This window comes from Cohnella caldifontis, assembly GCF_029360585.1.
Lineage (GTDB): Bacteria > Bacillota > Bacilli > Paenibacillales > Paenibacillaceae > Cohnella > Cohnella caldifontis.
In genome coordinates, this window is the sequence record NZ_JAQZSJ010000003.1 from 124,884 (window position 1) to 149,323 (window position 24,440).

The window sequence follows — 24,440 nt, forward strand, 5'->3', positions numbered from 1 at the left end:
CGTGCCTCCTTTCGCGGTCCGGACTTACAACGTTTGCCCGCTGTCCACGGTGATGATCTGGCCGGTCATCGCTTCCTGCTCCAGGGCCGACGCGATCATCCGCGCGATGTCCTCGGGCGCGGAAATGCGCTGCAGCAGCAGATTCGGGGCCAGCCGCCGCATCTGCTCCTCCCGGCCGGCCCACCATCTCGTCGCGACCGCGCCGGGCACGACGCAGTTGACCCGGATATCGGGAGACAGCGCGCGGGCCAGCGACTTGGTCAGTCCGTGGACGGCCGCTTTGGACACGGCGTAAGGAAGCGAAGAACCGAGTCCCGTCCGGCCGGCGATGCTGCCGACGTTGACGATCGCGCCGCCGCCGTTTCTCTTCATGAAGGGGGCAACAGCGCGCGCACAAAAGAACATGCCCTTCACGTTGACGTCGAACAGTTCGTCCCATATTTCCCCCGTGGCCGACTCCAGATCATCCATCGGAATATGCCGGGTAACGCTGGCGTTATTAACAAGCAGATCCACCGTGCCGAAATGCTCCGCGGCGCTTCGGACCATGGCCCGAACTTCGTCGTCCCGGGAGACGTCCGCCTGCAGCGCGATCGCGCGTCCGCCTTCTTCGAGGATCCGCCGCGCGGTTTCTTCCGCTTCGGCTTGAGAACGCGAGTAATTCACGATCACGGCGGCCCCCCGCCCGGCCAACTCGAAGCTGACCGCTCTGCCGATCCCCGTGCCTCCGCCCGTCACCAGCGCCGTTTTGTTCCGAAGTTCCATTTTCCATCCACTCCCGTATGTCTTTGTATGGACCATTGTAAGGAGAATATTGGATTCTGTATAATTGAACTAATTGAAGGAAAGATTCAAAAAAATTGAACCCTGCGGCGGGGAGGGAAAACGGTGGATCTCAAGACGCTGAGAACGTTCCAGGCGATCGTGAAATACGGCAGCTTCAACCGCGCGGCGCAAGAGATGAACTACGTGCAGTCCACGGTGACGATGCAAATCCAGAAGCTGGAGTCGGAGCTGGGCGTTCAGCTGCTCGAGCGCGGCAAAGACGTCGGCCTCACGGAAGCCGGCCGGCTGTTCTACGACCAGAGCCTGCAAATCGTGAAAAACATGGAGCATCTTCAGACCAGCTTGGCGGACTGGAAAGCGGGGGCGGCCGGCCATATCCGCGTCGGGGTCACGGAACCGACCGCGAGCTACCGTTTGCCGAGGATTTTGAAGCCGTTCATGGCCCAATACCCGAAGATCCGAATTTCGCTGGAAATCTCGAATACCCCGGTGCTGAGCGAGCGGACCTTGAAGGGGGAGCTCGATTTCGCGCTCTGCACGGCGCCTTGCATCGGCACCGAGTTCTATTTCGAGCCCTGGTTCCAGGAAGAGTTCATGGCCTTGCTGCCCGTGGACCACCCGCTGACGGGAAAAGAGGTCATCGAGCCGGGGGATTTCGAGGGGAATCGCGTGCTGATCACGTCGGAGACTTGTCCGTACCGCCGGAAGCTGGAGAGGGTCATGCAGGAAAACGGGCACATCCGGTTGGACACGATGGAGATCGGGAGTTTGACGGCTTTGAAGCATTACGTGGAGAACGGGCTCGGAATCGCCCTCGTTCCCAAAATCATGGCGGAACCCCTCGCTCCCGGGACGACGGCCAGAAGGATCGGCGGAAGCCTCATCCATATGACCTACGGGATTCTCTGCAAGGATTCGGCCTATCCGTTCCAGCTCGCGAGCCAGAAGCTCTACCAGCATCTCAAGCGGGAACTGGCCGCGTCGGTTCCGGCCGCGGGATGAAGGGCACAATCGTAACAAGGCGAACTTCCGGAGGAATCCCATGCTGAGTTACCGCATGCTGGCGCGTTTCGGCTTGACGCTGCAGACCGTGAAAACCGCGATCGCGTCCGCCCTGGCGTGGTGGCTGGCCACCCTGTCCACTTCGAACAGCTACCCCTACTTCGCGCCGCTCGCCGCGATTCTCACCATTCAGGTGACCGTTGCCGATTCCTTGGAGAAAGCTTTTCAAAGAATCGTCGGCATCATGCTGGGCGTGGCGGTCAGCTTATTCATCGGGCATTGGCTGCAAATCGGCACGTTGTCCATTTTCCTGACGATTCTGGTCGGGATGGCGGTGTCCGCTTCCTTGCGCCTAAGCAGTCCGATCATCTCCCAAGTCGGCGTCAGCGCTTTGCTGGTGCTGGCCTTCGGCCAAAACCAGGGCTACGCCGTCGGAAGAATCCTCGAAACCGCAATCGGCTGCGCCGTCGCCGTCGCGATCAACGCGGCGGTGGTGCCGCCGAACGCGATTCCCCGGGCCGAGGCTTCCCTGCTTCGGCTGAGCCGGCGCGCCGCCGCGACGCTCCGGGCATTGGCCGCCTCGCTGGGAGGCGAATCCGGCGAAGCCGCCAACGACTCCGCGTCGGTGGAAGGATTGATCGAGGAGACGGAGAAGGGCCTCCAAATGCTGCGGTTGGCCAAGCAGAGCCAGAAGTACAGTCCGTTTCTCGCGAGGAGCAGAGCCCGGATCGAGATTCTCGCGTACGGGATGGAACAGTTGGAGAAGGTCACGGTGCAGATAAGGGGCATACGCAGGAGCTTGGCGGATATAACGGAAATGGAGGGCGATCGCGGAGCCGCGGCGGTTCTGATGAGGATCGGCGCAGCGATCGGGACCGCGGCGGCCTGCGTCGAACGTTTCGGCGAACGGGTCACGCAGGCGTCTCCGGAAGGAGAGGAGACGTACCGGGCCTGCATCGAACGGGCCCGCTCCGTGCAGCTGTCTTGCCTGGACGGGATTGCCCGGATCGAATCCCCCGAAGCGCTGCGGGAGATCGGGGGGATTTTGACGGACCTGAATCGAATCCTGAGAGAGGTGGAGAACGGGGAACCTTCGCCGATCGCGGCTTCATCCGAATCGAGGGAAGTCCGATAGAAATAGACAGATGGGAGCGATGGGCGTGTCCGTTGGGATTTTGGCGCATTTGCTAGGGAAACAGCCTTACGAGCCGCTTGCGGCCAAGGCGGCCGAATCGGGGTTCGACTACGTTCAGCTTGCGCTGTCCAAAGCGATTTCGGATGTCGACTTCTCGCTGGGGAAAATGAGTCCGGGGCTGGCGAACGAAGTGGGGGGCGCGTTCGCGGACCATCGCGTCGGGATCGCGGTCCTGGGCTGCTATGCGAGCCTGATCGAGCTCGACGACGAGCTGTACCGGCACAACGTGGACCGGTTCAAGGAGCATCTGCGGCATGCGCGGCATTTCGGGGCGCCGACCGTGGCGACCGAAGTCGGCGTGCCGCCCGATCCTTCCCGCGCCAAGGAGCATTGGGCACGGCTGGACCGGGCGCTGGAGGAGCTGGTGGAAGAAGCCGAGCGCTGGGGCGTGACGATCGGGCTGGAGGCGGCGCAGCGCCACTTGATCGATTCCGTCGACACGCTGGCGGAGACGATCGACCGGTTCCCCTCCTCCTGCGTAGGGGTGGTGCTCGATCCTTGCAACCTCATGAATGCCTCCGTGTTCGACCGGCAGGACGAGATCATCCGTTGCGCCTTCGAGCGCCTGGGCACGCGCATCGTCAGCGCGCACGCCAAGGACCTCCGGCGGGAGCCGGACGGCAGCTTGAAGGAGACGGCGGCCGGACAAGGCGGCCTGAACTACCCGCTGTTCTGGGAGCTGCTGGAGCGGCATAAGCCTCGCGGCTACGTGACGCTGGAAGGCGTGGCGGAAGCGCAATTCGCCGCGGTTGCCGGGTTCGTCCGCGAAGGAAGAGCGTCGGCTCGCCGCGCGGCTTCGAGTTTCAGCTGATCCTTGATTTCCGGGGCCGACTCCAGCCAGTGAATGTTCCATAGGCCGGCTTCCAAAGCGTATAAGGCGTTCAGTTTGATCTTGTTCGGAAACCGTTCCTTCAGCCGGCAATAGGCTTCAACCGAGCCGATGTTTTCCTCCTTATCCCGCATTCTTAAAGGATTCGGCCACATGCCGGATCAAAGCCTCTGCCCCGGGAGAGAGCGCGCGGCGCGCGTGAAGGCTGAGCCCGATCGTGCGGACGAGCCTTGGCTTCAGTTCGCAGGTCCGGACGTCGAACCCTTTCGCCGGGACGGACATCCGGGGCAGCACCGTAATGCCTAACCCGGCTTGCACCATCGATAGAATCGCGAACGTATCCCTGACGCCGAACTGGTCGTTAGGCTGCCGGGAGGGATCCGGAAACAGCTGCGCCAAATAATGCTCGCATCCCGTATCCCGGACGAACGGCTCGCTCAGCAGCTCGTCCACGGACACTTCCTTCCGCTTGGCGAACGGGTGATCTTTCGGCATCACGACCCGCATGGGGTCGTCCATGAGCGGGATGAACCGCAAAGGCGGTTTGGCGTAGACGTTGAATCCGACATCGACGGTTCCGTCCAGCAGCCAGCCGTGAATCTCGTCGTAGTTCCCCTCCCGGAATGCGACGGAAAGTCCGGGATAACGGTCCCGAAAACCTTTGATCAATTCGGGCATATGTCCCGCCATGAAACTGGGAAAACATCCGATCGTCAGGCTGCCGGTCTGAAGCCCTTTCAGGGAGGCGGCCGCCTGCCCGAACCGTTCCTCGCTGCGGAGCATCTCGCGGGCGTACGGCAGAAGCGTCGTTCCTGCATCCGTCAGCGTCACCCCGGTTTTTCCGCGATGGAACAACGTCAGCCCCGCTTCCGCCTCCAGCCCCGCCAGCGTCTGGCTGACCGCCGATTGGGTCAAGTTCAGCGTTTCCCCCGCCTTGGTGAAACTCCCCGTCCGGGCAATCGCGAGGAAGACGTGCATCTGGAGCAGGGTCATTTTCGCACCTCGTTGAATTAACGAATCTAATGATAGTCATCATAACAATTAATTTGTCTAATAGAAAGAGGGGGATTACGATAGTTTTACCAACAGCGGCAGGGGGATCGTGAAAATGGGGGAAATCAAAGTCGGAATCATCGGATTGGGCGGCGTCGGGAGCGCGGTGAAACGGGCGTTCGAGGAGCATCCCGCCATCGAGGTCGCCGCGTTATGCGACCGCAACGCTTCGTTATTGGTCGAACAAGCGGGACGGGAGAGCGGTTCGGCCGCTTATTCCGATTATCGCATGATGCTGGAACGGGAACCGGTCGACTTGGTTTATTTGGCGGTTCCTCCGAAGTTCCATCACCCGATCGCGTTCGATATTTTGAAGCAAGGGAAGCATTTGCTTTGCGAGAAACCGCTGGCGAATTCGCTGATCGAAGCGGAAGAGATGCTGCAGGCGGCGGAAGCGGCCGGCGTCATGCATGCGATGAATTTCCCGACGTTATACCGGCCGGCTCATCGGGCTTTCGCGAAGCTGCTGCAAGAGGAAAGGCTGGGAGAGCTTAGGAGAATCGAAATCAAAGCGTTCTTCCCGCAATGGCCCCGCTCGTGGCAGCGCAACGAATGGATCTCCACGCGGGAGCAGGGCGGATTCGCGAGGGAAGTGCTGCCGCATTTCCTGCACTTGATCCGGCATCATTGCGGAGCCGCCTGCGAGGTCGTTTCCCGAATGGAGTATCCGAAGGATCCGGCAGCTTGCGAGACGGGCCTCACGGCGTTCGCGCGGTTGGCGTCGGACCCTGGCGTTTCCATTGTGATCGACGGTCTGAGCGGGGCCGCCGTCCAAGAGGAAGCTTCGCTCACCTTCTACGGTACCCGAGGCCGAGCGAAACTGTACAACTGGTCCCGCTTGCTGTGGGCCGAAGAAGGTGAGGAGTTTGCGGAGGTCGCTTTACAGCCGAAAGACCATCTGTTGGAGCTCGTGGATCACGTCGTGCGGGCGATACGGGGGCAGAGCAGCGAGATCGTAACGTTCCGCGAAGGGGTCGAAGTGCAAAGTACGCTAGAAGCTTTATTAAACCATCGATCATCTGAAAGGATCTTGCACCCATGAACCTGCATATGCTCAACGTGATTCTTCCGATTGTATTCCTGCTGTACCAAATCGTGATCGATTTCGTGGATTTGTTTCCGTTCAACGATATCCGGGCTAGAGACAAGAGGCTGAGAAAGTTCGAAGTGCTGGGCAATTACCCGCCGCTCATCCTCATTTCCGCCTGCTTTTATTTTGAAGGAGCGTGGGCGCGGGTCGGGTATGCGATGACGGCGATCATTATGGCGATGCATTTGCTCGCTTGGTGGATACCTTATTGGACGGGCAAGCCCGCTTCGGTCCGACAAGATTACGACAAGTATTTTTCCCGCACGTATAAGTTCCTGCCGAAAATCCGCGACCACATCGTTCCGGATGCGGAGCATGCAGGCGTGGGGGCTCTGCTTACCGTCACGTTGGCCGTTCAAAGTATATACATGTTCGCGTAAGACACGGGATCAGAATGGCGGGCAGGCGGATGGTTCATTGGCTTCATCCGTCTAGACGGAAGGCGCCCATGGCCTCCGAAGAGGCCCGAGGCGCCTTATGCGGTTTACGACGCCGTTGCGGAATCTTGGCCGGCATGTGCGCCCTTTCTCCCCAGCAAGCCGCCGAACAGGAAGACGCCGAGCGAGAGGACGAGGCAGCCCGCCGAGAATAGCCCGATCGACGAGAACCCGCCGAACTGCGCGAAGAGCAGGCCGGCGATCCAAGCGCCCAGCGTATTCGCGCCGTTCATCGTCGAGTTGGCCAAGCTGGAAATCGTCCCTCGGATCTGCGCGTTCAGCGAGGTGAGCATCTCCATGACGATCGGGAAGATGATCCCCAGGATCGCGAAAATGATCAGGTAGACGGCCGTGGCGAACGGAAGATGCGCGAGTCCCGGCGTACTCGCGTAAAGGATCGCGACGGCCGCCATCCCGGCGGAGACCGCTCCCGTACGTCCCAGCTTCCGTACGGCGAACGGACTGACGAGGCTGCCCAGCAGCGTGCCGAGTCCGAGGAACATCATCACGTTGCCGATCCGGCCGACGGGCAGATCGAAGCCGTCCGCCAGCCATTTGCCGACGAAGGCCATCGCGGTTCCGCTTCCCAGGTGGAGGAGCAAGTAACCCAGGAAGCCGCTCCGGGCCTTGCCGCTCGAGATCAGGGGGACATACCGGCGCAGAATCGACGTCCGGCGTTCTCCCGCGCGCGCGGCCGGCCGGATGTCGGGCAGCAGGAAGTACGCGGCGGCGGCCAGAAGCGCGGAGACGGCGCCGATCGTCCAGAACGGGACGGACCAGCTCGAGGCCGCCAGCCAGCTCCCGATCGGGACGCCAAGCGCCTGGGCGGCGGCGAGTCCGGAGAAGGCGAGGCCCATCGTCCTCGGGATGCGGTCCCGCGGGATGACCGCCGGAATGGACGCCCACACCTGGGGCGCCGTGAACGCCGCGCTGATGCCGGCCAAGACGCGGAACAGGCACATCGTCCAGAAGCTGTCCGCGAAGCCGCACAGCACGGTCGAGACGGAGAAGCCGGCGAGCCCGCTTAGCAAGACGGTCCTGCGGTTCCAGCCGTCGGACAACGGCCCGGCGATCAACGCGAAGACAGCGGAGCCGAGCGTGTAGGCGCCGATCATCCATCCGGCGATGCCCGTCGATACGCCGAATTGCTCCTGCAGGGTCGGGAGCAGTGGCGAGATCAGGAACGTATCCGTTCCGATCATGAACATGATGAGGAAAAACAACGCGGTATGGCGCAGCATGGTCGATCACTCCTACGATGGGGATTGCTTGCTGACCTTATCGTAGGGAATAATGGTGACAGAACATGTCATCAACCCAACGTAAAATGAAAAACGCTGCCGCAGCCCCATCCGCATGCCGTCGTCCGGGAAACGGAGAGGCGGTCGGTGAATAGGGATGTCGCGGAAAAAAGAGGAGGCGAGCATGTGCCCAAGTCCAAACGCCTGATGGAGCTGATGATGACCGTCAACCGGAAACGCCGGTTCAAGGTGCAGGAACTCGCCGACGAATTCGGAGTTTCCAAACGCACGATCCTGCGGGATCTCCAAGAGCTGAGCGAGCTCGGAGTGCCTCTATACTCGGAGGTAGGTCCGCACGGAGGCTACCAGGTGGTCCGGGAGCGGGTGCTGCCGCCCATCGCGTTCACGGAGGAAGAGGCGGTTGCGATGTTCTTCGCGGTGCACGCGTTGCGCCACTACTCCTCGCTGCCGTTCGAAGCGGAATCGGCTTCGGCGCTCAGTAAGTTCTATCTCCATATGCCCGGCGACGTGCGGGATCGGATCGACGGCATGAAACACCGGGTGGATTTCGTCACCCCGACCCGGCGGGGCGACGCGCCTTGCTTGTCCGTCCTGCTGGACGCGGCCGTAAAACAGAGGGTCCTCCTTATCGAGTACGAGTCGAAGGACGAGGAGGAGAGCCGGAGGCGGATCCAGCCGGTCTGCCTGTACGCGCACAACGGCTTCTGGTACTGCAATGCCTACTGCTTCCTGCGCGAGGGCTTCCGCGTCTTCCGGTGCGACCGAATCCGCCGGGCGGAGCCGGATGCGGACGCGAAGCCGCTCGATCTGGGCGACGTCCGCCTCAGCCGCCGGTTCGCCGCGGAGCCGCGGGAGCCCGTTCGCCTCCGCGCGGAGCTGAGCCGGGCCGGCGTCCAGCGCTGCGAAGGCGAACTGTGGCTGGCGCCGCTGCTGCGGGTGCGGGAAGACGGAAGCGGCTTGATCGACGGCGGCGTGCCGCGCGGAGAGCTTCCCTTTTTCGCCGAGTTTTTCATCGGATTGGGGAGCGAAGCCCGCCTGATAGAGCCGGCGGAACTCAAGACCGAGATCCGCCGGAGGCTGGCCGAAATGCTGGAACGTTACGCCTAAGGACGCCGCAAAATAGAAGGCAGCCTGAACCCCGCATGAGGGAGCCAGGCTGCCTTTGACTTTCGCGCGAACTGCAGGTTTACGCTTTTCCTTTCTTCTTCCGATACTCCGCGAACTCCAAATACTCCCGGATGAACGCCTGTTCCTTCTCCGTCAACTGCTCCAAACGGACGTCCGGCTGCCCGGCGCCCGGATGATAGCCGTTCCGCTGCTCCTGGATGCCCTCCGCCCCGCGCTCCTTGCCGGTCATCAGCCAATCGAGGCTGACGTCGAAGTACTGCGCGATTTCGATCAGCTTCTTGGCTGACGGAACGGAAACGCCCCGCTTCCAGTCCCCGAAATTGCCGGTGGAAATGCCAAGCTCCTGGCAGAACGCCTTCTTCGTCATTTTCCTCGTCGCGATCAGCTCTTCGATTCGTTCATAGATCGATTGCATCGGTTCGGCACCCTCATTAGGATCAAAAATACTTAAAAAAGTCATAATAGACTTCCAAAAATGACTTAAATAAGTTATAATAGGAATTCGATGGCAATCCGATTGCCCGAACAAATTATAGCACATGGCGCGGGAAAATGGGGGGAGGACTATGCTTGCGAAGGACAAGGCCCATTACGGCCTTCGGTTGGGCGGTCAAGAAGCGGTTGGCCGAGCGGAAGCTTGACCAGAAGGAGTTTTGCCGCCGTTACGGCATACCGGAGTACCGGTTGTCCAATCTGATCAGCGGCACCCGCAAAGCAGAGAAATACCGGAAACAAGTCGCGGAATTGCTGGGGATCGAAGAACGGGAGTCATCCGGCTAGCGGGCCGCGGAAACGGAGTTACGTCATTTTCCGAATCAGGAGGAGCTATGGGGAAACGAAAGCGCAAGCGCGCGGGAACGTCCGCGTGGAGGCGGATCGACGTCGTCCGGTTGAGCTTGGTGAGGGAGTCTTCGTTCTTGTCGCGGATTCGGGTGGAGACGCCGTCCGACGCGCATGGAGTGTTTCGCCGGTTTCTGGGGAAAGAGAGCGACCGGGAGCTTTGCGCGCTGCTGTGTCTGGATGCCAAGTGCCGTCCCACGGCCATGCAGATCGTCTCCGTCGGGACGTTGGACGGCACGTGGATTCACCCTCGGGAGATCTACAAGACCGCGCTGGCGGCGAATGCCGCCTCCATCATTTGCGCCCACTCGCATCCGAGCGGCGATCCCGAGCCGAGTCCGGAGGACGCGGCCGTCACCCGCCGGTTGGTCATGGCGGGCGCCATGATCGGCATTCCGCTGCTGGATCATCTGATCCTGGGAGCGGGGGACGAATACGTCAGCATGAGGGAGGTCGGCCGGATGGACTTCTATGGGCCTTCCGCGAAGTTCATGGAAGGAATCTCGGGGGAGTCGCCGGGAAAGGCGAACGGTCCGTCCGCTTCCTACACCGCGGCCGAAAGGAACATTCCCCCTCCTTGAAACCGATATTAGCGGAACGCCGCCAAAAGCGAATTTAGCGCCGCCGTCGGCTTGGATCGTATTTTCGGCGGCTTGTTTCACGGATATGTTGCCGAATACGGCTGTCGGCATTCGACAATCTACGATGATTATTGAAAATTCCTCATTGTAGCTCCTAATATTCCGATATATAATCTAGGAAAAATCTTCTTCCGGAGGATGAAATCGAGATGAGAAAAGGCTTGTCGATTATCACGGTCGTCGCGATCGGCATCGGGGCGGCGCTGTTCGTCATCCTGGGCCGTTTCGGATCGATTCCGTCGGGGCTGCCCGATACCAACATCGAAACGACTTATGCCGTACTCTCTTTGTTCTCGGTATTATACGGGCCGATTGCCGGCCTGCTGATCGGTCTGATCGGACATACGCTCAAAGACGCGATTTTCTACGGTTCTCCCTGGTTCAGCTGGGTCATCGCCTCCGGCGTCGTCGGCTTGGTCGTCGGATTCGCGGCCCGAAGCATCCGCATCCATGACGGCGAATTCGGCGCGAAGCAGATCGTGCGGTTCAACCTGATCCAAATCTTGGCCAACGCGGTTGCCTGGTTCGTGATCGCGCCGGTGCTCGACATCCTCATTTACGCCGAGCCCTCCGACAAGGTGTTTACGCAGGGCTTGGTGGCCGGAGCTTCGAATATCGTGACCGTCGCGGTGCTGGGAACGCTGCTGCTGCTCGCGTACGCGAAGACGAGAACGAAACAGGGAAGCTTGACGAAAGAGGCGTAAGGAAGAAGACGAGCCGGTGCGACCCGCCGGCTTTTTTATTGTTTTCCGGGGGCTCCCCCAAAAGTAATCGGAATAAGCTGCGAGCTTAACGTCACTTTTGGGGGATTTGCTCTGCTTTATGCGCCATATCTTATGAAGACCGGAGAAGATCAACATGAAGAAACCGATCATCGAATTCGAGAACTTCGGCTTTCAATACCGGGCGCAAGCCGCACCTACGCTGCAGGACATCAATCTCACCTTGTACGAGGGAGAGACGGTGCTGATCGTGGGTCCGTCGGGCTCCGGAAAAAGCACGCTGGCCCACTGCATCAACGGCTTGGTTCCTTTTTTTTATCCGGGGACGATGACGGGTTCTTTGCGGATTCAGGGGAAGGAACAGCGGAGTTTGAGCATCTTCCAGCTCTCGGAATTGGTGGGAACCGTGCTGCAGGATCCCGACGGCCAGTTCGTCGGGCTGACCGTGGCGGAGGATATCGCCTTCAAGCTGGAGAACAAGAACGTTCCCCAAGCGGAAATGATCGGGAAGGTGGCTGCGGCGGCGGAGGCCGTGGATATCCTTGCCCAGTTGCGGTCGTCGCCGCATGAGCTGTCCGGCGGGCAGAAGCAGCGGACGACGCTAGGCGGGGTGCTGGTGGACGACGTCGGCATCCTGCTTTTCGACGAGCCGCTCGCCAACTTGGACCCGCGTACCGGCAAAAGCGCCATCGAGCTGATCGAACGGATCGGCAGCCGGCCCGACAAGACCGTCATCGTGATCGAACACCGCCTGGAGGACGTGCTGCACGGCCGTGTCGACCGGATCGTCGTCATGCACGAGGGCCGGATCCGGGCAGACCTGACGCCCGGCGAGCTGCTCAGCTCGGATCTATTGGCGGAGACGGGCATCCGGGAACCGCTGTACATTACCGCGCTCAAATATGCCGGCTGCCGGATCACGCCCGATGGGCGGCCGGAGCATATCGATTCCGTCCGATTGGACGACGGCGTCATCGGGAAGTTGAAGTCGTGGTACGAGAGCCAGGATCGCGAGGAAATTCCGGAAGAGCGGGAAGCCGTGCTCGAGCTGGAGCAAGTCGACTTCGGCTACGACGCGGACCGCTTAATTTTGCGCGACGTATCGCTTCGCATCGGACAAGGGGAAATGGTCAGCATCGTCGGCAAGAACGGGGCCGGGAAGTCGACGCTGTCCAAGCTGATCTGCGGCTTCCATCATCCGGGCCGGGGACGGATTCTGTTTCGGGGACGGGACATGCGCGGGGACACGATCAAGGAGCGGTCCCGGCATATCGGCTACGTCATGCAGAATCCGAACCAGATGATCTCCAAAGGCACGGTGTTCGAGGAGACGGCTTTCGGCTTGCAGGTGCGGGGGGTGTCCGGGGAAGAACTCAAGGAACGCGTGTTTGCGGCGCTGCGCATCTGCGGGTTATACGAGTTCCGCAACTGGCCGATCTCGGCGCTCAGCTTCGGCCAGAAGAAGCGGGTGACGATCGCATCGATCCTGGTGATGAAGCCGGACGTTCTCATTCTGGATGAACCGACCGCGGGCCAGGACTACCGGCATTACAACGAAATGATGGAGTTCCTGCTCGAACTCAACCGCGGCGGCATCACGGTCATCATGATCACGCACGATATGCATCTGATGATGGAATACGCCCATCGGACGATCGTGCTCGCGGACGGCCGGAAAATCGCGGACGACCGCCCTGCCGCCATCCTCACGGATCCGGCCGTCGTGGCGACCGCGAACCTGAAGGAGACGTCGGTGTACGAGCTGGCCCGAAGGGCGGGCGTCGGCGAACCTAAGGAGTTCGTCCGCCGATTCATCGCCTACGACAGGAGGATTCGGGCACGATGAAAGCCAAAATGCTGACGTATACCCGGCTCGAGTCTCCGATCCATCGGCTGACGGGGGCGGTCAAGCTCATCTTTTTCGCGCTTTGGTCCGTCACCGCCATGATCACGTACGATACCCGCAGCCTGCTCGCCATGTTCCTTTTCGGCTTGGTCATGTTCAAGATTTCGAAGGTGAAGTTCCGGGACTACTCCTTCGTGTTATACTTGATCCTGTTTTTCATGCTGCTGAACCAGCTGGCCGTGTATCTGTTCTCCCCGGCGGAAGGGGTCAAAATCTACGGCACGAGCCACGAGTGGTTCCACATCGCGGGCCGTTACAACGTGACGTGGGAGCAGCTGTTCTACCAGTTCAATATCCTGCTGAAATATTTCACGGTGATCCCGATGGCGCTGTTGTTCCTGCTGACGACGGACCCGAGCGAATTCGCGGCGTCGCTGAACCGCGTCGGGGTCAGCTATCGCATCGCGTACGCCGTCTCCATCGCCATGCGGTATATCCCGGACATCCAGCGCGATTTCCACAATATTTCGTTCGCGGCGCAAGCCCGGGGCATCGACATGTCCAAGAAAGAAAAGCTCGGCGCCCGGATCAAGAACGTCTCGGCCGTGTTGATGCCGCTCATCTTGACCAGCCTGCAAAGGATCGAGACGGTCAGCGCGGCGATGGAGCTGCGGGCTTTCGGGCACGGGCGGACCCGCACCTGGTACAACGCCCGGCCTTTCGGCAAAGCGGATTTCGCGGCGCTGGCGATCATCGTCGCGATTCTCGCGGGCTCCATGCTGTTGACGTTCCATGACGGCTCGCGGTTTTACAACATCTTCGAACGGACGGAATAGGAGATTCGAATGGCCGCACAATGTTTGCTTATCATCATCTATCTGGCCTTTATCAGCTTAGGGCTGCCGGATTCCTTGCTGGGCGCGGCCTGGCCGGTCATGCGGCTGGATTTCCATGCTCCGCTGGAGACGGCGGGCCTGCTGTCCATGCTCATTACCGCCAGCACGATCGCGTCTAGCTTGGCGTGCGGATATATGCTTCGGCGGTTCGGCACGGGGAAGCTCACGCTGATCAGCTGCATCCTGACCGCGGGAGCGCTGCTCGGTTTCTCTTTCGCGCCGTCATGGGGTTGGATCGTCTTGCTCGCGATCCCCCTTGGCTTGGGCGGCGGTTCGGTGGACGCTGGGCTGAACCACTACGTGGCCGCGCATTACAAGGCGCACCACATGAGCTGGCTGCACTGCTTTTGGGGCGTCGGGGCGACGATCGGTCCGATCGTCATGTCCCGTTTCATCGCGGAGTCATCTTCTTGGAGGGACGGGTACCTGACCATTTCCGTTCTCCAATTCGGCCTGGTCGTCATCCTTTTCGCCACGCTGCCGTTATGGGGGCGTGCGTCCGCGGGTGCCCGGGAATCGGGGAACGCGCATGAACCGGAAGGCCGGGAGGGCGGGGTTCCGGAAGAGGAAAGCGCCGCGCCGTCCAGCCCGTGGCGGATTCGGGGCGTCGCGTTTGCCTTGGCGTCCTTCCTGTTGTATTGCGGTGTGGAAGCCGGCGTAGGGTTGTGGGGAAGCAGCTATTTGGTCAACGTCAAAGCTTTGGACGCGTCGGCGGCGGCGCAATGGATTTCCGTCTATTACGCGGGCATTACCGTCGGCCGATTCATCACGGGGTTCATCACGTTCAAGGTAAGCAACCGGATGCTCATCCGCGCGGGCCAGGTGACGGCATTAGCCGGCGGGGCGCTGGTGGTGCTTCCGCTGCCGGCGGAGTTCACGTTCGCGGGGTTGATCGTCACGGGGCTCGGCTTGGCGCCGATCTTTCCGTGCATGCTGCATGAAACGCCGGTGCGGTTCGGCAAGAAGCACGCCCAGACCATCATCGGATGGCAGATCGCGGTCGCCTACGCCGGGAGCACGCTCGTGCCCCCGCTGCTCGGGTTTCTGGCCTCGGTCGCGTCGCTGGCGATTTTTCCGGCGTATCTCGTCATTTTGGCCGCGGCCATGCTGCTCTGTACGGAGCGGTTGAACGCGATGCTCCGGCTGAGAGGCGCTGTTGCCGATATACGGGTAAAATAAGGGAAGGGAAGTTATACTAGTCCCAAATCCGAAGGGAATCGGGGAGCGCAAAATGACGGAGAACAAAACACCCGGGGCGGGATGGAACTTCGACAACAGTTACGCCCGTTTGCCCGGATTTTTTCATTCCATGCAAAGCCCCGCTCCGGTGCGCGCGCCGGAGCTGGTCGTGCTGAACGAGCCTCTGGCGGCATCGCTTGGACTGGATGCGGAGGCGCTAAAAAGCGGGGAAGGGGTCGCGGAGCTGGCCGGCAATCGGGTTCCCGAAGGCGCGGAGCCGCTGGCCCAAGCTTACGCGGGGCATCAATTCGGGTATTTCACGATGCTCGGCGACGGCCGCGCGCTTCTGCTTGGCGAACAGATTGCGCCGGGAGGCGAACGGTTCGATATCCAGCTGAAAGGCTCGGGCCGGACGCCGTATTCCCGCGGGGGAGACGGCCGAGCCGCCGTCGGGCCGATGCTGCGGGAATACGTCATCAGCGAAGCGATGAATGCGCTGGGCATTCCGACTACGCGAAGCCTGGCGGTGATCGCGACCGGTCAGGGCATCCAACGGGAGAAGGAGCTGCCCGGAGCGGTGCTGACGCGCGTCGCCGCCAGCCATCTGCGCGTCGGCACGTTTCAATATGCCGCCAATTTCGGAACCGAAGAGGATCTCCGCACGCTGGCCGACTATGCGCTGGAGCGCCATTTTCCGGAGATCGGCGGCGAAGGGAACCGCTATCTGTCGCTGCTGCGCGAGGTGATCCGGCGGCAAGCCGCGCTGATCGCGAAGTGGCAGCTGGTCGGCTTCATCCACGGGGTCATGAACACGGACAACATGGCGATCAGCGGGGAAACGATCGATTACGGCCCCTGCGCGTTCATGGATGTCTACGACCCCGCGACCGTGTTCAGCTCGATCGATAGGCAAGGCCGCTACGCCTACGGACGTCAGCCGTATATCGGCGCATGGAATCTCGCGCGACTGGCGGAAGCCTTGCTGCCGCTGCTGGATGCCGACCAGGATCGCGCCGTGAAGCTGGCGGAGGGGGAGCTCGAGGCTTTCGGTCAGCAGTTCCAGCGGAATTGGCTCGCGGGGATGAGGGCGAAGCTGGGCCTCTTCGGCGAAGAGGAGCAGGACGAACCGCTGGTCGCCGCGCTTCTGGACCTCATGCAGCGCAACCGGGCGGACTACACCAACACGTTCCGCGCGTTGACGTTGGATCAGCCGGAGGATAACGGCCTTTTCGCCTCCGAAGAATTCGCGGAGTGGCGCAAGCGGTGGGAGGAACGGCGAGGCCGGGGGCAAGAATCGGAAGAGGCTTCCCGCCGGTTGATGCGGGAGAGCAATCCCGCGGTCATTCCGCGCAACCATCGGGTGGAGGAAGCGCTGGAAGCCGCATCGGAACGGGAAGACTTTAGCGTGATGCATCGGTTGCTGGCCGCGTTGGCGGATCCCTATGCGTATTCTCCCGAACAGGAAGAATACGCCGCGCTGCCGGAGGCATGCGATGTCCCGTATCGGACCTTCTGCGGTACCTAATACGGAAGCGAGAACGCTCCCGTCTTCCGCGGACTTGATGCGAACCTAAGATGGCAAACCCGGCATCCCGATGATGCCGGGTTTTTCAACGTTACGGAAAGTTTTAATTATTTTACGAATTCACCCCGAACTTCGCTGCGGCACGTTTTTATGGGGGAATTTCCCTCTATTTATTCCGATTCTGCAAAATGTGCAAATTCAGAGGGAGTTTTCCCGCTAATCGATTCAAAGCCCCTTCATGCGTACCGCCTCGCGCACCGGTCTCCTCTCTCTCCATTTCACGATACGGAGATCGATTCCGATAAAACATACGGAAGCATCGAGATGCAGATGAAGGAGAGCGTTGATTGATGACATCACGATTGAAGAGAGTCCTCGCGTTTATCCTGCTCCTCGCGTTCTTGCCGGCAACGGCCGTGTGGGCCAATTCCGTCATCACGGACCCCGCATTGGCCGCTGCCATTCGGCTGGAATTGGGGCTGGCGTCCGGGAAAGAGCTAAAAGCAAGCGATCTTCAGCAACTGGATTCCCTGTTCCCTCCCGAATCCAAGAACAAGATCACCCAGCTGCAAGGGTTGGAGTATGCCGTCAACCTGCAAAACTTGTTTCTGCCCGGCCAAAGCGTTAGAAACATCAAGCCACTGGCCAAACTGAAAAACTTGACGTTCCTGGCGCTGGACGGCAATCAGGTCGCGGACCTTTCGCCTTTGTCCGGCTTAACCGCTTTGGAGAAGCTCGTCATCGACGGCAATCAAGTCAAGAGTTTGGAGCCGCTGAGTAAACTGCCGAACCTGACGGATCTGCTTGCCGGAAGCAACCAGATTGCCGATATCGGTCCCTTGCGGGACTTGAAGCTGGAATGGGCCGTTCTGGACGGCAACCGAATCCAGGATTTGTCCCCGCTCGAAAACCACCCCACGCTGGAGTATCTTTACGTGGAAAATAACCTTATTCAGGATATCGGCGTGCTGGAGTCGATTCCGAACCTGATCGAGGTATCCGTGGCGGGCAACCCGCTGAACGCGCAGGCAAGCCAGGTGATCAGCCGTTTGAAAAACAAGGGAGTTGCCGTCACCGCGAATGCGGCGGAATCCCCGGCGCAGATTCAGGTCGTGCTCGACGCGGAGTCCGTTCCGTTCGACGTTCCTCCTTTCATCCAGGACGGCAACACGATGGTTCCTTTTCGGGTTCTTTTCGAGAAACTCGGTTTAAGCATCACGTGGATGGCGGATACCCAAACGATTCTGGGGGAAAAGGAGGGCACGCGAATCCGCATGCAGGTAGGCCAAACCGCGGCGGAGGTGAACGGAAAGACGATCACGCTGGCGGTCCCGCCGACTCTCGTTTCCGGCAGCACGTTCGTGCCGCTGCGGTTCGTGGCGGAGTCGCTGGACGCGAAAGTGGGATGGGACGGGAGCAGCAATCAAGCGATGATCCGCAGCAAGCAGACGTTCGCTTCTTCCGACGGTTCCGTAAAAGTGACTGCTTACGGTTCATGGAACGCGGATGAGGAGACTTCCCCGTCTGCCAAGCTGGCGCTGGAATCTTACGACGGGAGTACATTCGCCGTCCGCGCGACGCTTCCGTCGGATCTGCCTCCGGATACCGATTTGGATACCTTCTACCAGGATGAGAAGAAGAAGCTGCTGGCGAATCCCGATTCCTACGTCATCGACGAGACGGAAGATCCGTTCCAAGGACATCCCGCGAAATGGCTGACGTACTACGCAACCGAAGATGATTGGAAAGGCTTCGTGCGAACGTCCGTTTTCTTCGAGGCGGATGGACGTTTCTATCAGGTGACGTTATCCGCGAATGAGGATCATTTGGACAGTGCCCTGGAGGGGTTAACCGAGCTTCTGGACACGTTGGAGCTGAAACCGCAGCAAGAGGCGTAAATCGAATAAAAGCTTGGCGTTTTCCATTGGGCCTCCGGTAAAGGATCGGCCGGTTTGGAGGATGGCCGCGGATGGGCTAAAATGGCGGTAGAGTCGGATCGATCATCTTGAATCGAGACAGGAATGGAAGAGGAGTGGGAGCCATGAAGTATCGCCGTCTGGGAAACAGCGGGCTGGAAGTGTCGGCTTTGGGGCTGGGCACCAACGCGTTCGGCAAACGGGCCGACGAAGCCGCGTCCGTCCGGGTCATCCACCGTGCGTTGGACAGCGGAATCAATTTCATCGACACGGCCAATATTTACGCGAATACCGAGTCGGAGAGGATCATCGGCCAAGCGCTGGAAGGCGGCAAGCGGCAGCGCGCCGTGCTGGCGACGAAGGCCGGACTGGTGAGGGGACAAGGCCCGAACGAGAGAGGGTCCTCCCGGTACCATCTGCAGCAGGAGTTGGAAGACAGCCTGAAGCGGCTGAGAACGGACTATGTCGACCTGTACCAGATCCATACGTTCGATCCGCATACGCCGTTGGAAGAAACGCTGCGTACGCTGGACGATATGGTACGGTCCGGGAAAGTGCGCTATGTCGGAGCGTCCAATTACGCCGCCTGGGAGCTGATGAAGGCGCTGGGCATCAGCGACCGAAGCGGATGGGTGCGGTATGTTTCCACCCAGACCAGCTACTCGCTGGCGGACCGGACCCCGGAGCGGGAGCTGGTGCCGTTCTGTCTGGACCAAGGAGTTGGCATCATCCCGTATTTTCCGCTTGCCGGCGGCATTCTGAGCGGGAAATACTCCTTAGCGGAGAGAACGCCCTCCGGTTCGAGAGCGGACACCGATCCGGGCTTCGGGCGGTTTCTGGAGGAAAAGAACCTTCGGCTGGGGGAGAGCGTGAGCCGACTGGCGGCGGAACGCGGCGTGACGCCGAGCGCGCTGTCTCTCGCCTGGCTGATGGGGCGGCCGGCCGTCTCCACGGTGATCGTGGGCGCCACGCGCGCCGAACAGGCGGAGGAGAACCTGAAGAGCCTTACTGTCACTCTCGATCCGGAAACCGAGCAGGCGCTGGACGAACTCAGCAAACCTTTTCTCTACGGCGAACCTTTCGCGACCTACCGCTTGTCCTGACCCTATATTCATGATAAAAACAGAGTCCGCGTACGAAGGGAGCTTCGTGAGCCGGCTCTGTTTTTTCGTCACCGAACGGTTCGTCATCGTTCCGGTCAGCGGCTGCTGCACATGCGCAATGCAAGTCTAACGGACACAGCGGACGCTATTCAGGATGGAATCGCCACTTTGAATTTCTAACGGACACCGTGGCGCTTATTCGCCTTATGGAAGCAGGTAGGACGGCGATTTGGGCCCATTAAGGTCCGCAGTGTCCGTTAGAATCCGAGAAGAGCCGTTTCCTGCCGAATAACGTCCGTGGTGTCCGTTAAGCAGGACCGCTGCGTATTGACGTGGCGCAAATGCCGGGTGTCGATTCCGTTACCGCCGTCCCGCCTTCCGCCTGAACGACCAGGAGCCCCAGACGATGGCTATGATCAGGAGGAGCAGGCACCAGCCGACGGCCAGCCAAGCTTGGTTGCCGATCGGCGTGCCGGTGAGCAATCCGCGGATCGTCTCGATAACCGGCGTGATCGGCTGGTTTTCCGCGATCCATTGCAGCCATGTCGGCATCGTATCCGTCTGAACGAAGGCGCTGGAGAGATACGGGAGGAACAGCAGAGCGAAGCCGTATCCGCTAGCGGCTGCCGGGGTGCCGGCGACGAGGCCGATGGCGGCGAACAGCCAAGTGAACGTCAGGATGAACAGCGTGATCATGCCAGCGGCTCCCAGCCATTCGAGGAAATCGGCGCTGGGCTCGAACCCGACCAATAATCCGACGCCGATCACGATCGCGGTGGCCAGAAGGTTGCGGGCCAAGCTGGCCGTGACATGTCCGGTAATGACGTTCATGCTGGCGATCGGCATCGTCCGGAACCGGTCGATGATCCCGTTCGTCATGTCGGTCGCCACGTCGACGGCCGTGCTGGAGGAGCCGAAGCCGGCGCAGAGCAGGATAATGCCCGGCACCACGTAGTTGACATAATGCCCGCTAGGATCGAGGGCGCCTCCGAACACGTAGGTGAACAGCAGCATGAGCATGATCGGAAGCAGGATCGCCATCATCAACGCTTCCGTGTTCCGCAGGCTGTGGCGAAGGCTTCGCCCGATGAATACGGCGCCGGCCGCGCCGAAAGACGCGGATTTGCTCTGAGCCGGTGCGAGGGTGCGGGTGGTCATGATACGGATTCCTCCTTTGGAGTCGCGGTCAGCGCCACGAAAACGTCGTCCATGCTGGGCCTGCGCAGGTTCAAACGGGCTCCTTCCGGTACGCTGCGGACCAGATCGTCGAGCAGCCGCTTAATTTCCCCGACGCTGCCGCCGGTCGGAATTTCGCGGAATACCTCGTCCCTCTCGTCTCTCAGCTCCAGCACGTCTTCCCCGATGCGGGCCTTGAGTTCTTTGGCGGTGCCTTGCGCCACGATCTTGCCGCCCGCGATCACGGCGATTCGGTCGGCTAATTGATCGGCCTCTTCCAAATACTGTGTCGTGAGAAACACGGTGACCCCCTCTTCGGCCAGTCCCAGGATCATGTCCCACAAAGCCCGCCTGCTGTGCGTGTCCATGCCCGTCGTCGGTTCGTCCAGGAACAGAATCGGCTTCCGCACGACTAGGCTGACCGCCAGGTCCAGCCGGCGGCGCATGCCGCCGGAATAGGTCTTCACGCGCTTGCGGGCGGCGTCGGTCAGGTCGAAGCGCCGTAGCAGCTCTTCGGCGCGCGCTTTCGCTTCCGACGCCGACAGCCCGGAGAGCCTCCCCATCATGCGCAGGTTCTCTTCCCCCGTCAGCACCTCGTCGACCGCGGCGAACTGGCCGGTCAGGCTGATCGAGCGCTTGACGCCGTCTTTGCCGCCGACGAGATCGTGCCCGGCGATCCGCACGGATCCCGCGTCCGGCGCGACCAAGGTGGACAGAATGTGGATCAGCGTCGTTTTGCCGGCGCCGTTCGGTCCGAGCAGCGCGAAAATCGTGCCCGCCGGCACGTTCAGATCGATGCCGCTCAGTACCGTCTGTTTCCCGAAAGCCTTGCGCAAGCCTCGGATTTCGATGGCTGGAATCATCGGATTTCATCCTCTCATTTCTGCTTAGAATATAAACTGTTTATTTTGTACACTGTATATTGCATACACAGTATATAACGTATACAGTTAAATGGCAACCCTAAATTTTCCGGTGACCTGGAGGACGAACCGATGGACCAAGAGCTTGAGAAAAGCCTGCCGCGCGGCATCGCCCTAAGCTGGGGCCTGGTCAAGGAACCGCAGCGCGGGCCCAAGCGGGAATTAAGCTTGAAAAAAATCGTCGACGCCGCGGTCGCGATCGCCGATCAAGAAGGACTTTCCGCCGTCTCCATGAGCCGGGTGGCGGAGACGCTCGGTTTCACCGCGATGTCCCTGTACCGGTATGTTCCGAGCAAGGACGATTTGCTGATGCTGATGCAGGACGCGGTGTGCGACGTCCCCATTCCTCCGGAACGGGAAGGCGAGGACTGGCGGCAAAGCTTGCGCGAATACGTCAAGGCTTGTATCGAGGTATTCCGGAACCATCCCTGGTTCGGCGAAATTCCGGTTAGCGGGGTTCCGATGACGCCGAATAACCTTCGGGTCGTGGATTGGGTCATGCGGACGCTCCGGGGAATGGCGCTGAACGATTTCGAGAAAATGTCGATCGTGCTGCTGCTCAGCAGTTATGCTCGCTCGACCGGTATTCTTCAGCGGGATTTCGATCGGGCTTTGAAGGCGGGAGCCAGTCAGGACGAAATCAGCGGACTCGCCTACAGCAAGGCGCTGAAGCAGCTGGTGACGCCCGATCAATTCCCTTATCTGCATCCGATCGTGGAGTCCGGCGTGTACACCGAAGAGAGTAAGGAAGAGAACTCCGTAGGGGACGACTTCGATTTCGGCCTCGAACGGATTCTGGACGGCATCGAAGCTTATTTGAACGCCAAGCAAAAGGGGAATAAAGAAGAGTAAACGGAACGAAACCGGGGGATGGCTGAAAATGTTTTCGATTTTGCCCGAGGAGGCGGCACCCCCGCACGCGCGGAATTGCGAGCGCTGCGAGTTGGCTCGGCAGCGGACCCGCGTCGTCTGGGGCGAAGGGAATCCGGACGCCCCGATCGTGCTGATCCTGGACAATCCCGGGGCCCGGGAGGATCGGGAAGGGAACCCGTTTCTGTGCGGAACGCGGGAGACGCTGCAACTGGGGCTGAGGGAAGCGGGATTGCCGATCGAAACCGTATACGTGACGTATCTGTTGAAATGCAGACCGATCCGCGCTTACGATAAACCGGCCGCGCGGGCCGCATGCGCGCCGCACCTCGACCTGCAGCTTGGGGAGAAGCGGCCGCGGCTGCTGTTCGGCTTCGGCAACGTCGTGGCGGAAGCGATGTTTCCGTTGGCGGAGGATCCGACCGTGAAGGCGCTGCGGGGAAGCTGGCATGCGTTCCAAGGCATCCCCGCCGGGCTGACCTATCATCCGCTGGCCGTACGCAGACGTCCGAATTTAATGCGCATTTTCGTAGATGACTTAACGGCACTCGCCATCCGTTGGAAGGAGATCGAGGCCTCCGGTCAGCCGAAAAGCAATGCCGTCAGCCCTCCGCCAGGAAGTCCATGATTTTCGCGTTGACCGACTCGTATTGCTCCGCGATGAAGCAATGGTTCGAATGCGGGATGATGTCCGCCCGAATGCCCGGCACGAGCTCCCGGATGCGGGCGACGGCTTTCAGCGCGCGGTACACCACTTCTTGATCCCCGGCCAGGAACAGCGTTCTGGGCTGAAGCCCGCTCATTTCCTCACGCTTGAACACGCAAGGAACCACCTTCATCTGCGGCCGGCAGTGCAGCCACCCCTGCACGATGATTTCCTCGATCTCCTTATCAAGCCGGTTTCCCTCCGCGAGGAACCAGGTCCACAGCTTCAGGATTTTCTCCCGCGTCGGACGGGCCATGACCGGATACACCTTGAACATGAATTTCAGCGGGAGCCGCTGGACGGACATGATCGGCGCCAGCAGCACCAGCTTCTCCACTCTCTCCGGGCGGGCCAGCGCGAAATTGAGGCTGAGCCAGCCGCCCATGGAATGGCCGATGAGCCCGGCCCGATCCAGCTTCAGGCCGTCCAGCACCTCGTCGATCCAGCGGACGCAATCCTCGCGCGATTTCAGAGGCACGGCCGTTTCGCTCTTTCCGTAGTCGCCCAGCGTATCGATGCAGTACGTCCGGTATTTCCGGTTCAGTTCGGGAAGGTTGCGGTACCACATGATCGAGTTGAACGTCATGCCGTGAAGCAGCACCAGGGGAGGCGCGTCTTCCGGTCCGCTGACCAGCACGTGCGTTTTGCCGAAGCGGGTTTCCGCGTATAAAGTCTCGTAGGGCTTGTCCCACAGGCGTTGCAAGCACTCGTCGTAGGTTCGCAGGAATTTCTCTTTGCCTTCGGGCGTTTTGAAGATGGAAACCTTGTTGGTCATGGGTGCACCTCATGGGTTGTCAAATGCGACGAATTCGCCGGGGCGGCCGCGAATCGTTGCGCCGATCCGGGTTAAGGCGGCGGGAGCCGCTTCCGTGAAACGGGCGTACAAGGATTGGACGTCCGGCAGCAACTCGGGCCAACGGTCCAGCTCTTCCGGCGATAGGGAGAACGCCTCCAGGCTAACGGGAAAGCCGTGCTTCTCCAGCAGATTCCCGGTCTCCTCGAGCACCTCCCGCATGGACTCCGCTCCGAAATACCGCAGGGCTTCCTTCAAACCGGCCCATAGCTTCGGCTGCGCGTAATCGTAGGCGCACCACCAGAAATACTCCCGCATGGAATGGCAGGCATGGTTGTAAAAAGCGTAGAAGAGGAACAGCGCCTTCTGTCCCTCTGTCATCCGACGGTAGACTTCCTCCTTGACTTCCATGGATTTCGCGCGAACCAGCGGGATCACGGGCGCGAAGCAAGCGCCGCCGAGTTCGCCGTCCGGCGTGGAGTCGAACGTCTCCCGATCCAATACGATCTGCAATCGAAACCT

Annotated in this window: 26 protein-coding genes; 17 read left to right on the forward strand and 9 right to left on the reverse strand. The window is 60.5% G+C overall.

Translation table 11 applies throughout. From position 1 onward, the window contains the following. Positions 1-24: 24 nt before the first annotated feature. The gene (locus tag PTZ19_RS06305; protein ID WP_276353149.1) at positions 25-765 is read right to left on the reverse strand and encodes an SDR family NAD(P)-dependent oxidoreductase; all 741 of its coding nucleotides are present in this window, start codon (positions 763-765) and stop codon (positions 25-27) included. Positions 766-888: 123 nt separating this feature from the next. Between PTZ19_RS06305 and PTZ19_RS06310 the strand changes: the two genes are divergently transcribed. From PTZ19_RS06310 to PTZ19_RS06320, 3 genes are read left to right on the forward strand one after another with little or no spacing between them, the layout of a single operon-like run. Continuing rightward, complete coding sequence (locus PTZ19_RS06310; RefSeq protein ID WP_276353151.1) at positions 889-1,788, forward strand: LysR family transcriptional regulator; 900 nt, start codon at positions 889-891, stop codon at positions 1,786-1,788. 40 nt (positions 1,789-1,828) lie between these two features. Then, on the forward strand, positions 1,829-2,923 hold the full coding sequence (locus PTZ19_RS06315; protein WP_276353152.1) for an FUSC family protein: 1,095 nt from the start codon (positions 1,829-1,831) through the stop codon (positions 2,921-2,923). A 25-nt stretch (positions 2,924-2,948) separates the two neighbouring features. Further along, entirely contained in the window at positions 2,949-3,794 is an 846-nt protein-coding gene (locus PTZ19_RS06320) for a sugar phosphate isomerase/epimerase family protein (protein ID WP_276353154.1), read from the forward strand. Here PTZ19_RS06320 and PTZ19_RS25380 read toward each other — a convergent pair. After that, positions 3,689-3,967 carry a TfoX/Sxy family DNA transformation protein gene (locus PTZ19_RS25380; RefSeq protein ID WP_422614974.1) on the reverse strand — a complete coding sequence of 93 codons (279 nt, stop codon included), beginning with the start codon at positions 3,965-3,967 and terminating at the stop codon, positions 3,689-3,691. The two genes, PTZ19_RS06320 and PTZ19_RS25380, sit on opposite strands and share 106 nt — an antisense overlap. Next, complete coding sequence (locus PTZ19_RS06325; RefSeq protein ID WP_276353156.1) at positions 3,936-4,805, reverse strand: LysR family transcriptional regulator; 870 nt, start codon at positions 4,803-4,805, stop codon at positions 3,936-3,938. The genes PTZ19_RS25380 and PTZ19_RS06325 overlap by 32 nt, the downstream gene beginning before the upstream one ends. 115 nt (positions 4,806-4,920) lie before the next feature. Here PTZ19_RS06325 and PTZ19_RS06330 point away from each other — a divergent pair, with 115 nt between their 5' ends. Both PTZ19_RS06330 and PTZ19_RS06335 read left to right on the forward strand, forming a co-directional pair. Beyond that, entirely contained in the window at positions 4,921-5,907 is a 987-nt protein-coding gene (locus tag PTZ19_RS06330; protein WP_276353159.1) for a Gfo/Idh/MocA family protein, read from the forward strand. After that, positions 5,904-6,335: a hypothetical protein gene (locus PTZ19_RS06335; RefSeq protein ID WP_276353160.1), complete on the forward strand. Its 432-nt coding sequence runs from the start codon at positions 5,904-5,906 to the stop codon at positions 6,333-6,335. The genes PTZ19_RS06330 and PTZ19_RS06335 overlap by 4 nt, the downstream gene beginning before the upstream one ends. A gap of 104 nt (positions 6,336-6,439) precedes the next feature. Here the strand turns inward: PTZ19_RS06335 and PTZ19_RS06340 are convergent, their stop codons facing one another. After that, positions 6,440-7,633, reverse strand: a complete 1,194-nt coding sequence (locus PTZ19_RS06340) for an MFS transporter (protein WP_276353163.1) — start codon at positions 7,631-7,633, stop codon at positions 6,440-6,442. 186 nt (positions 7,634-7,819) lie between these two features. On the opposite strand from PTZ19_RS06340, the gene PTZ19_RS06345 reads away from it, so the two are divergent. Then, positions 7,820-8,761, forward strand: coding sequence for a helix-turn-helix transcriptional regulator (locus tag PTZ19_RS06345; RefSeq protein ID WP_276353166.1), 942 nt, complete (start codon positions 7,820-7,822; stop codon positions 8,759-8,761). 79 nt (positions 8,762-8,840) lie between these two features. Here PTZ19_RS06345 and PTZ19_RS06350 read toward each other — a convergent pair whose 3' ends face one another. After that, the gene (locus PTZ19_RS06350) at positions 8,841-9,197 is read right to left on the reverse strand and encodes a helix-turn-helix domain-containing protein (RefSeq protein ID WP_276353168.1); all 357 of its coding nucleotides are present in this window, start codon (positions 9,195-9,197) and stop codon (positions 8,841-8,843) included. Between the two features lie 155 nt (positions 9,198-9,352). Between PTZ19_RS06350 and PTZ19_RS06355 the strand changes: the two genes are divergently transcribed. From PTZ19_RS06355 to PTZ19_RS06395, 9 genes are all read left to right on the forward strand, one after another. Then, positions 9,353-9,562 carry a helix-turn-helix domain-containing protein gene (locus PTZ19_RS06355; RefSeq protein WP_276353170.1) on the forward strand — a complete coding sequence of 70 codons (210 nt, stop codon included), beginning with the start codon at positions 9,353-9,355 and terminating at the stop codon, positions 9,560-9,562. Between the two features lie 47 nt (positions 9,563-9,609). Further along, on the forward strand, positions 9,610-10,203 hold the full coding sequence (locus PTZ19_RS06360; RefSeq protein ID WP_276353172.1) for a JAB domain-containing protein: 594 nt from the start codon (positions 9,610-9,612) through the stop codon (positions 10,201-10,203). Positions 10,204-10,412: 209 nt separating this feature from the next. Next, a complete protein-coding gene (locus PTZ19_RS06365) occupies positions 10,413-10,967 on the forward strand; it encodes an ECF-type riboflavin transporter substrate-binding protein (protein WP_276353174.1) in 555 nt (184 codons plus the stop codon). Between the two features lie 154 nt (positions 10,968-11,121). Further along, positions 11,122-12,831 carry an ABC transporter ATP-binding protein gene (locus tag PTZ19_RS06370; RefSeq protein WP_276353176.1) on the forward strand — a complete coding sequence of 570 codons (1,710 nt, stop codon included), beginning with the start codon at positions 11,122-11,124 and terminating at the stop codon, positions 12,829-12,831. Next, positions 12,828-13,667, forward strand: coding sequence for an energy-coupling factor transporter transmembrane component T family protein (locus tag PTZ19_RS06375; protein ID WP_276353178.1), 840 nt, complete (start codon positions 12,828-12,830; stop codon positions 13,665-13,667). Before PTZ19_RS06370 ends, PTZ19_RS06375 begins: the two co-directional genes overlap by 4 nt. 9 nt (positions 13,668-13,676) lie before the next feature. Then, positions 13,677-14,906 (forward strand): MFS transporter, encoded by a 1,230-nt coding sequence (locus PTZ19_RS06380; RefSeq protein WP_276353181.1) that lies wholly within the window; start codon positions 13,677-13,679, stop codon positions 14,904-14,906. Between the two features lie 52 nt (positions 14,907-14,958). After that, positions 14,959-16,431 carry a protein adenylyltransferase SelO gene (locus PTZ19_RS06385; RefSeq protein WP_276353183.1) on the forward strand — a complete coding sequence of 491 codons (1,473 nt, stop codon included), beginning with the start codon at positions 14,959-14,961 and terminating at the stop codon, positions 16,429-16,431. Between the two features lie 350 nt (positions 16,432-16,781). Then, positions 16,782-18,329, forward strand: a complete 1,548-nt coding sequence (locus PTZ19_RS06390) for a stalk domain-containing protein (RefSeq protein ID WP_276353185.1) — start codon at positions 16,782-16,784, stop codon at positions 18,327-18,329. A gap of 143 nt (positions 18,330-18,472) precedes the next feature. Then, positions 18,473-19,450, forward strand: a complete 978-nt coding sequence (locus tag PTZ19_RS06395; protein ID WP_276353188.1) for an aldo/keto reductase — start codon at positions 18,473-18,475, stop codon at positions 19,448-19,450. A gap of 360 nt (positions 19,451-19,810) precedes the next feature. On the opposite strand, the gene PTZ19_RS06400 is transcribed toward PTZ19_RS06395, so the two are convergent. Beyond that, positions 19,811-20,608: an ABC transporter permease gene (locus PTZ19_RS06400; RefSeq protein ID WP_276353190.1), complete on the reverse strand. Its 798-nt coding sequence runs from the start codon at positions 20,606-20,608 to the stop codon at positions 19,811-19,813. Then, complete coding sequence (locus PTZ19_RS06405) at positions 20,605-21,489, reverse strand: ATP-binding cassette domain-containing protein (protein ID WP_276353192.1); 885 nt, start codon at positions 21,487-21,489, stop codon at positions 20,605-20,607. Before PTZ19_RS06405 ends, PTZ19_RS06400 begins: the two co-directional genes overlap by 4 nt. A gap of 132 nt (positions 21,490-21,621) precedes the next feature. Between PTZ19_RS06405 and PTZ19_RS06410 the strand changes: the two genes are divergently transcribed. Both PTZ19_RS06410 and PTZ19_RS06415 read left to right on the forward strand, forming a co-directional pair. Further along, positions 21,622-22,401, forward strand: coding sequence for a TetR/AcrR family transcriptional regulator (locus PTZ19_RS06410; protein WP_276353193.1), 780 nt, complete (start codon positions 21,622-21,624; stop codon positions 22,399-22,401). 28 nt (positions 22,402-22,429) lie between these two features. Then, positions 22,430-23,047 carry a uracil-DNA glycosylase gene (locus tag PTZ19_RS06415; protein WP_276353196.1) on the forward strand — a complete coding sequence of 206 codons (618 nt, stop codon included), beginning with the start codon at positions 22,430-22,432 and terminating at the stop codon, positions 23,045-23,047. Here PTZ19_RS06415 and PTZ19_RS06420 read toward each other — a convergent pair. Continuing rightward, positions 23,022-23,900, reverse strand: a complete 879-nt coding sequence (locus PTZ19_RS06420) for an alpha/beta fold hydrolase (protein ID WP_276353198.1) — start codon at positions 23,898-23,900, stop codon at positions 23,022-23,024. The genes PTZ19_RS06415 and PTZ19_RS06420 overlap by 26 nt on opposite strands. A 9-nt stretch (positions 23,901-23,909) precedes the next feature. Further along, entirely contained in the window at positions 23,910-24,431 is a 522-nt protein-coding gene (locus PTZ19_RS06425; RefSeq protein WP_276353200.1) for a hypothetical protein, read from the reverse strand. Positions 24,432-24,440: the final 9 nt, after the last annotated feature.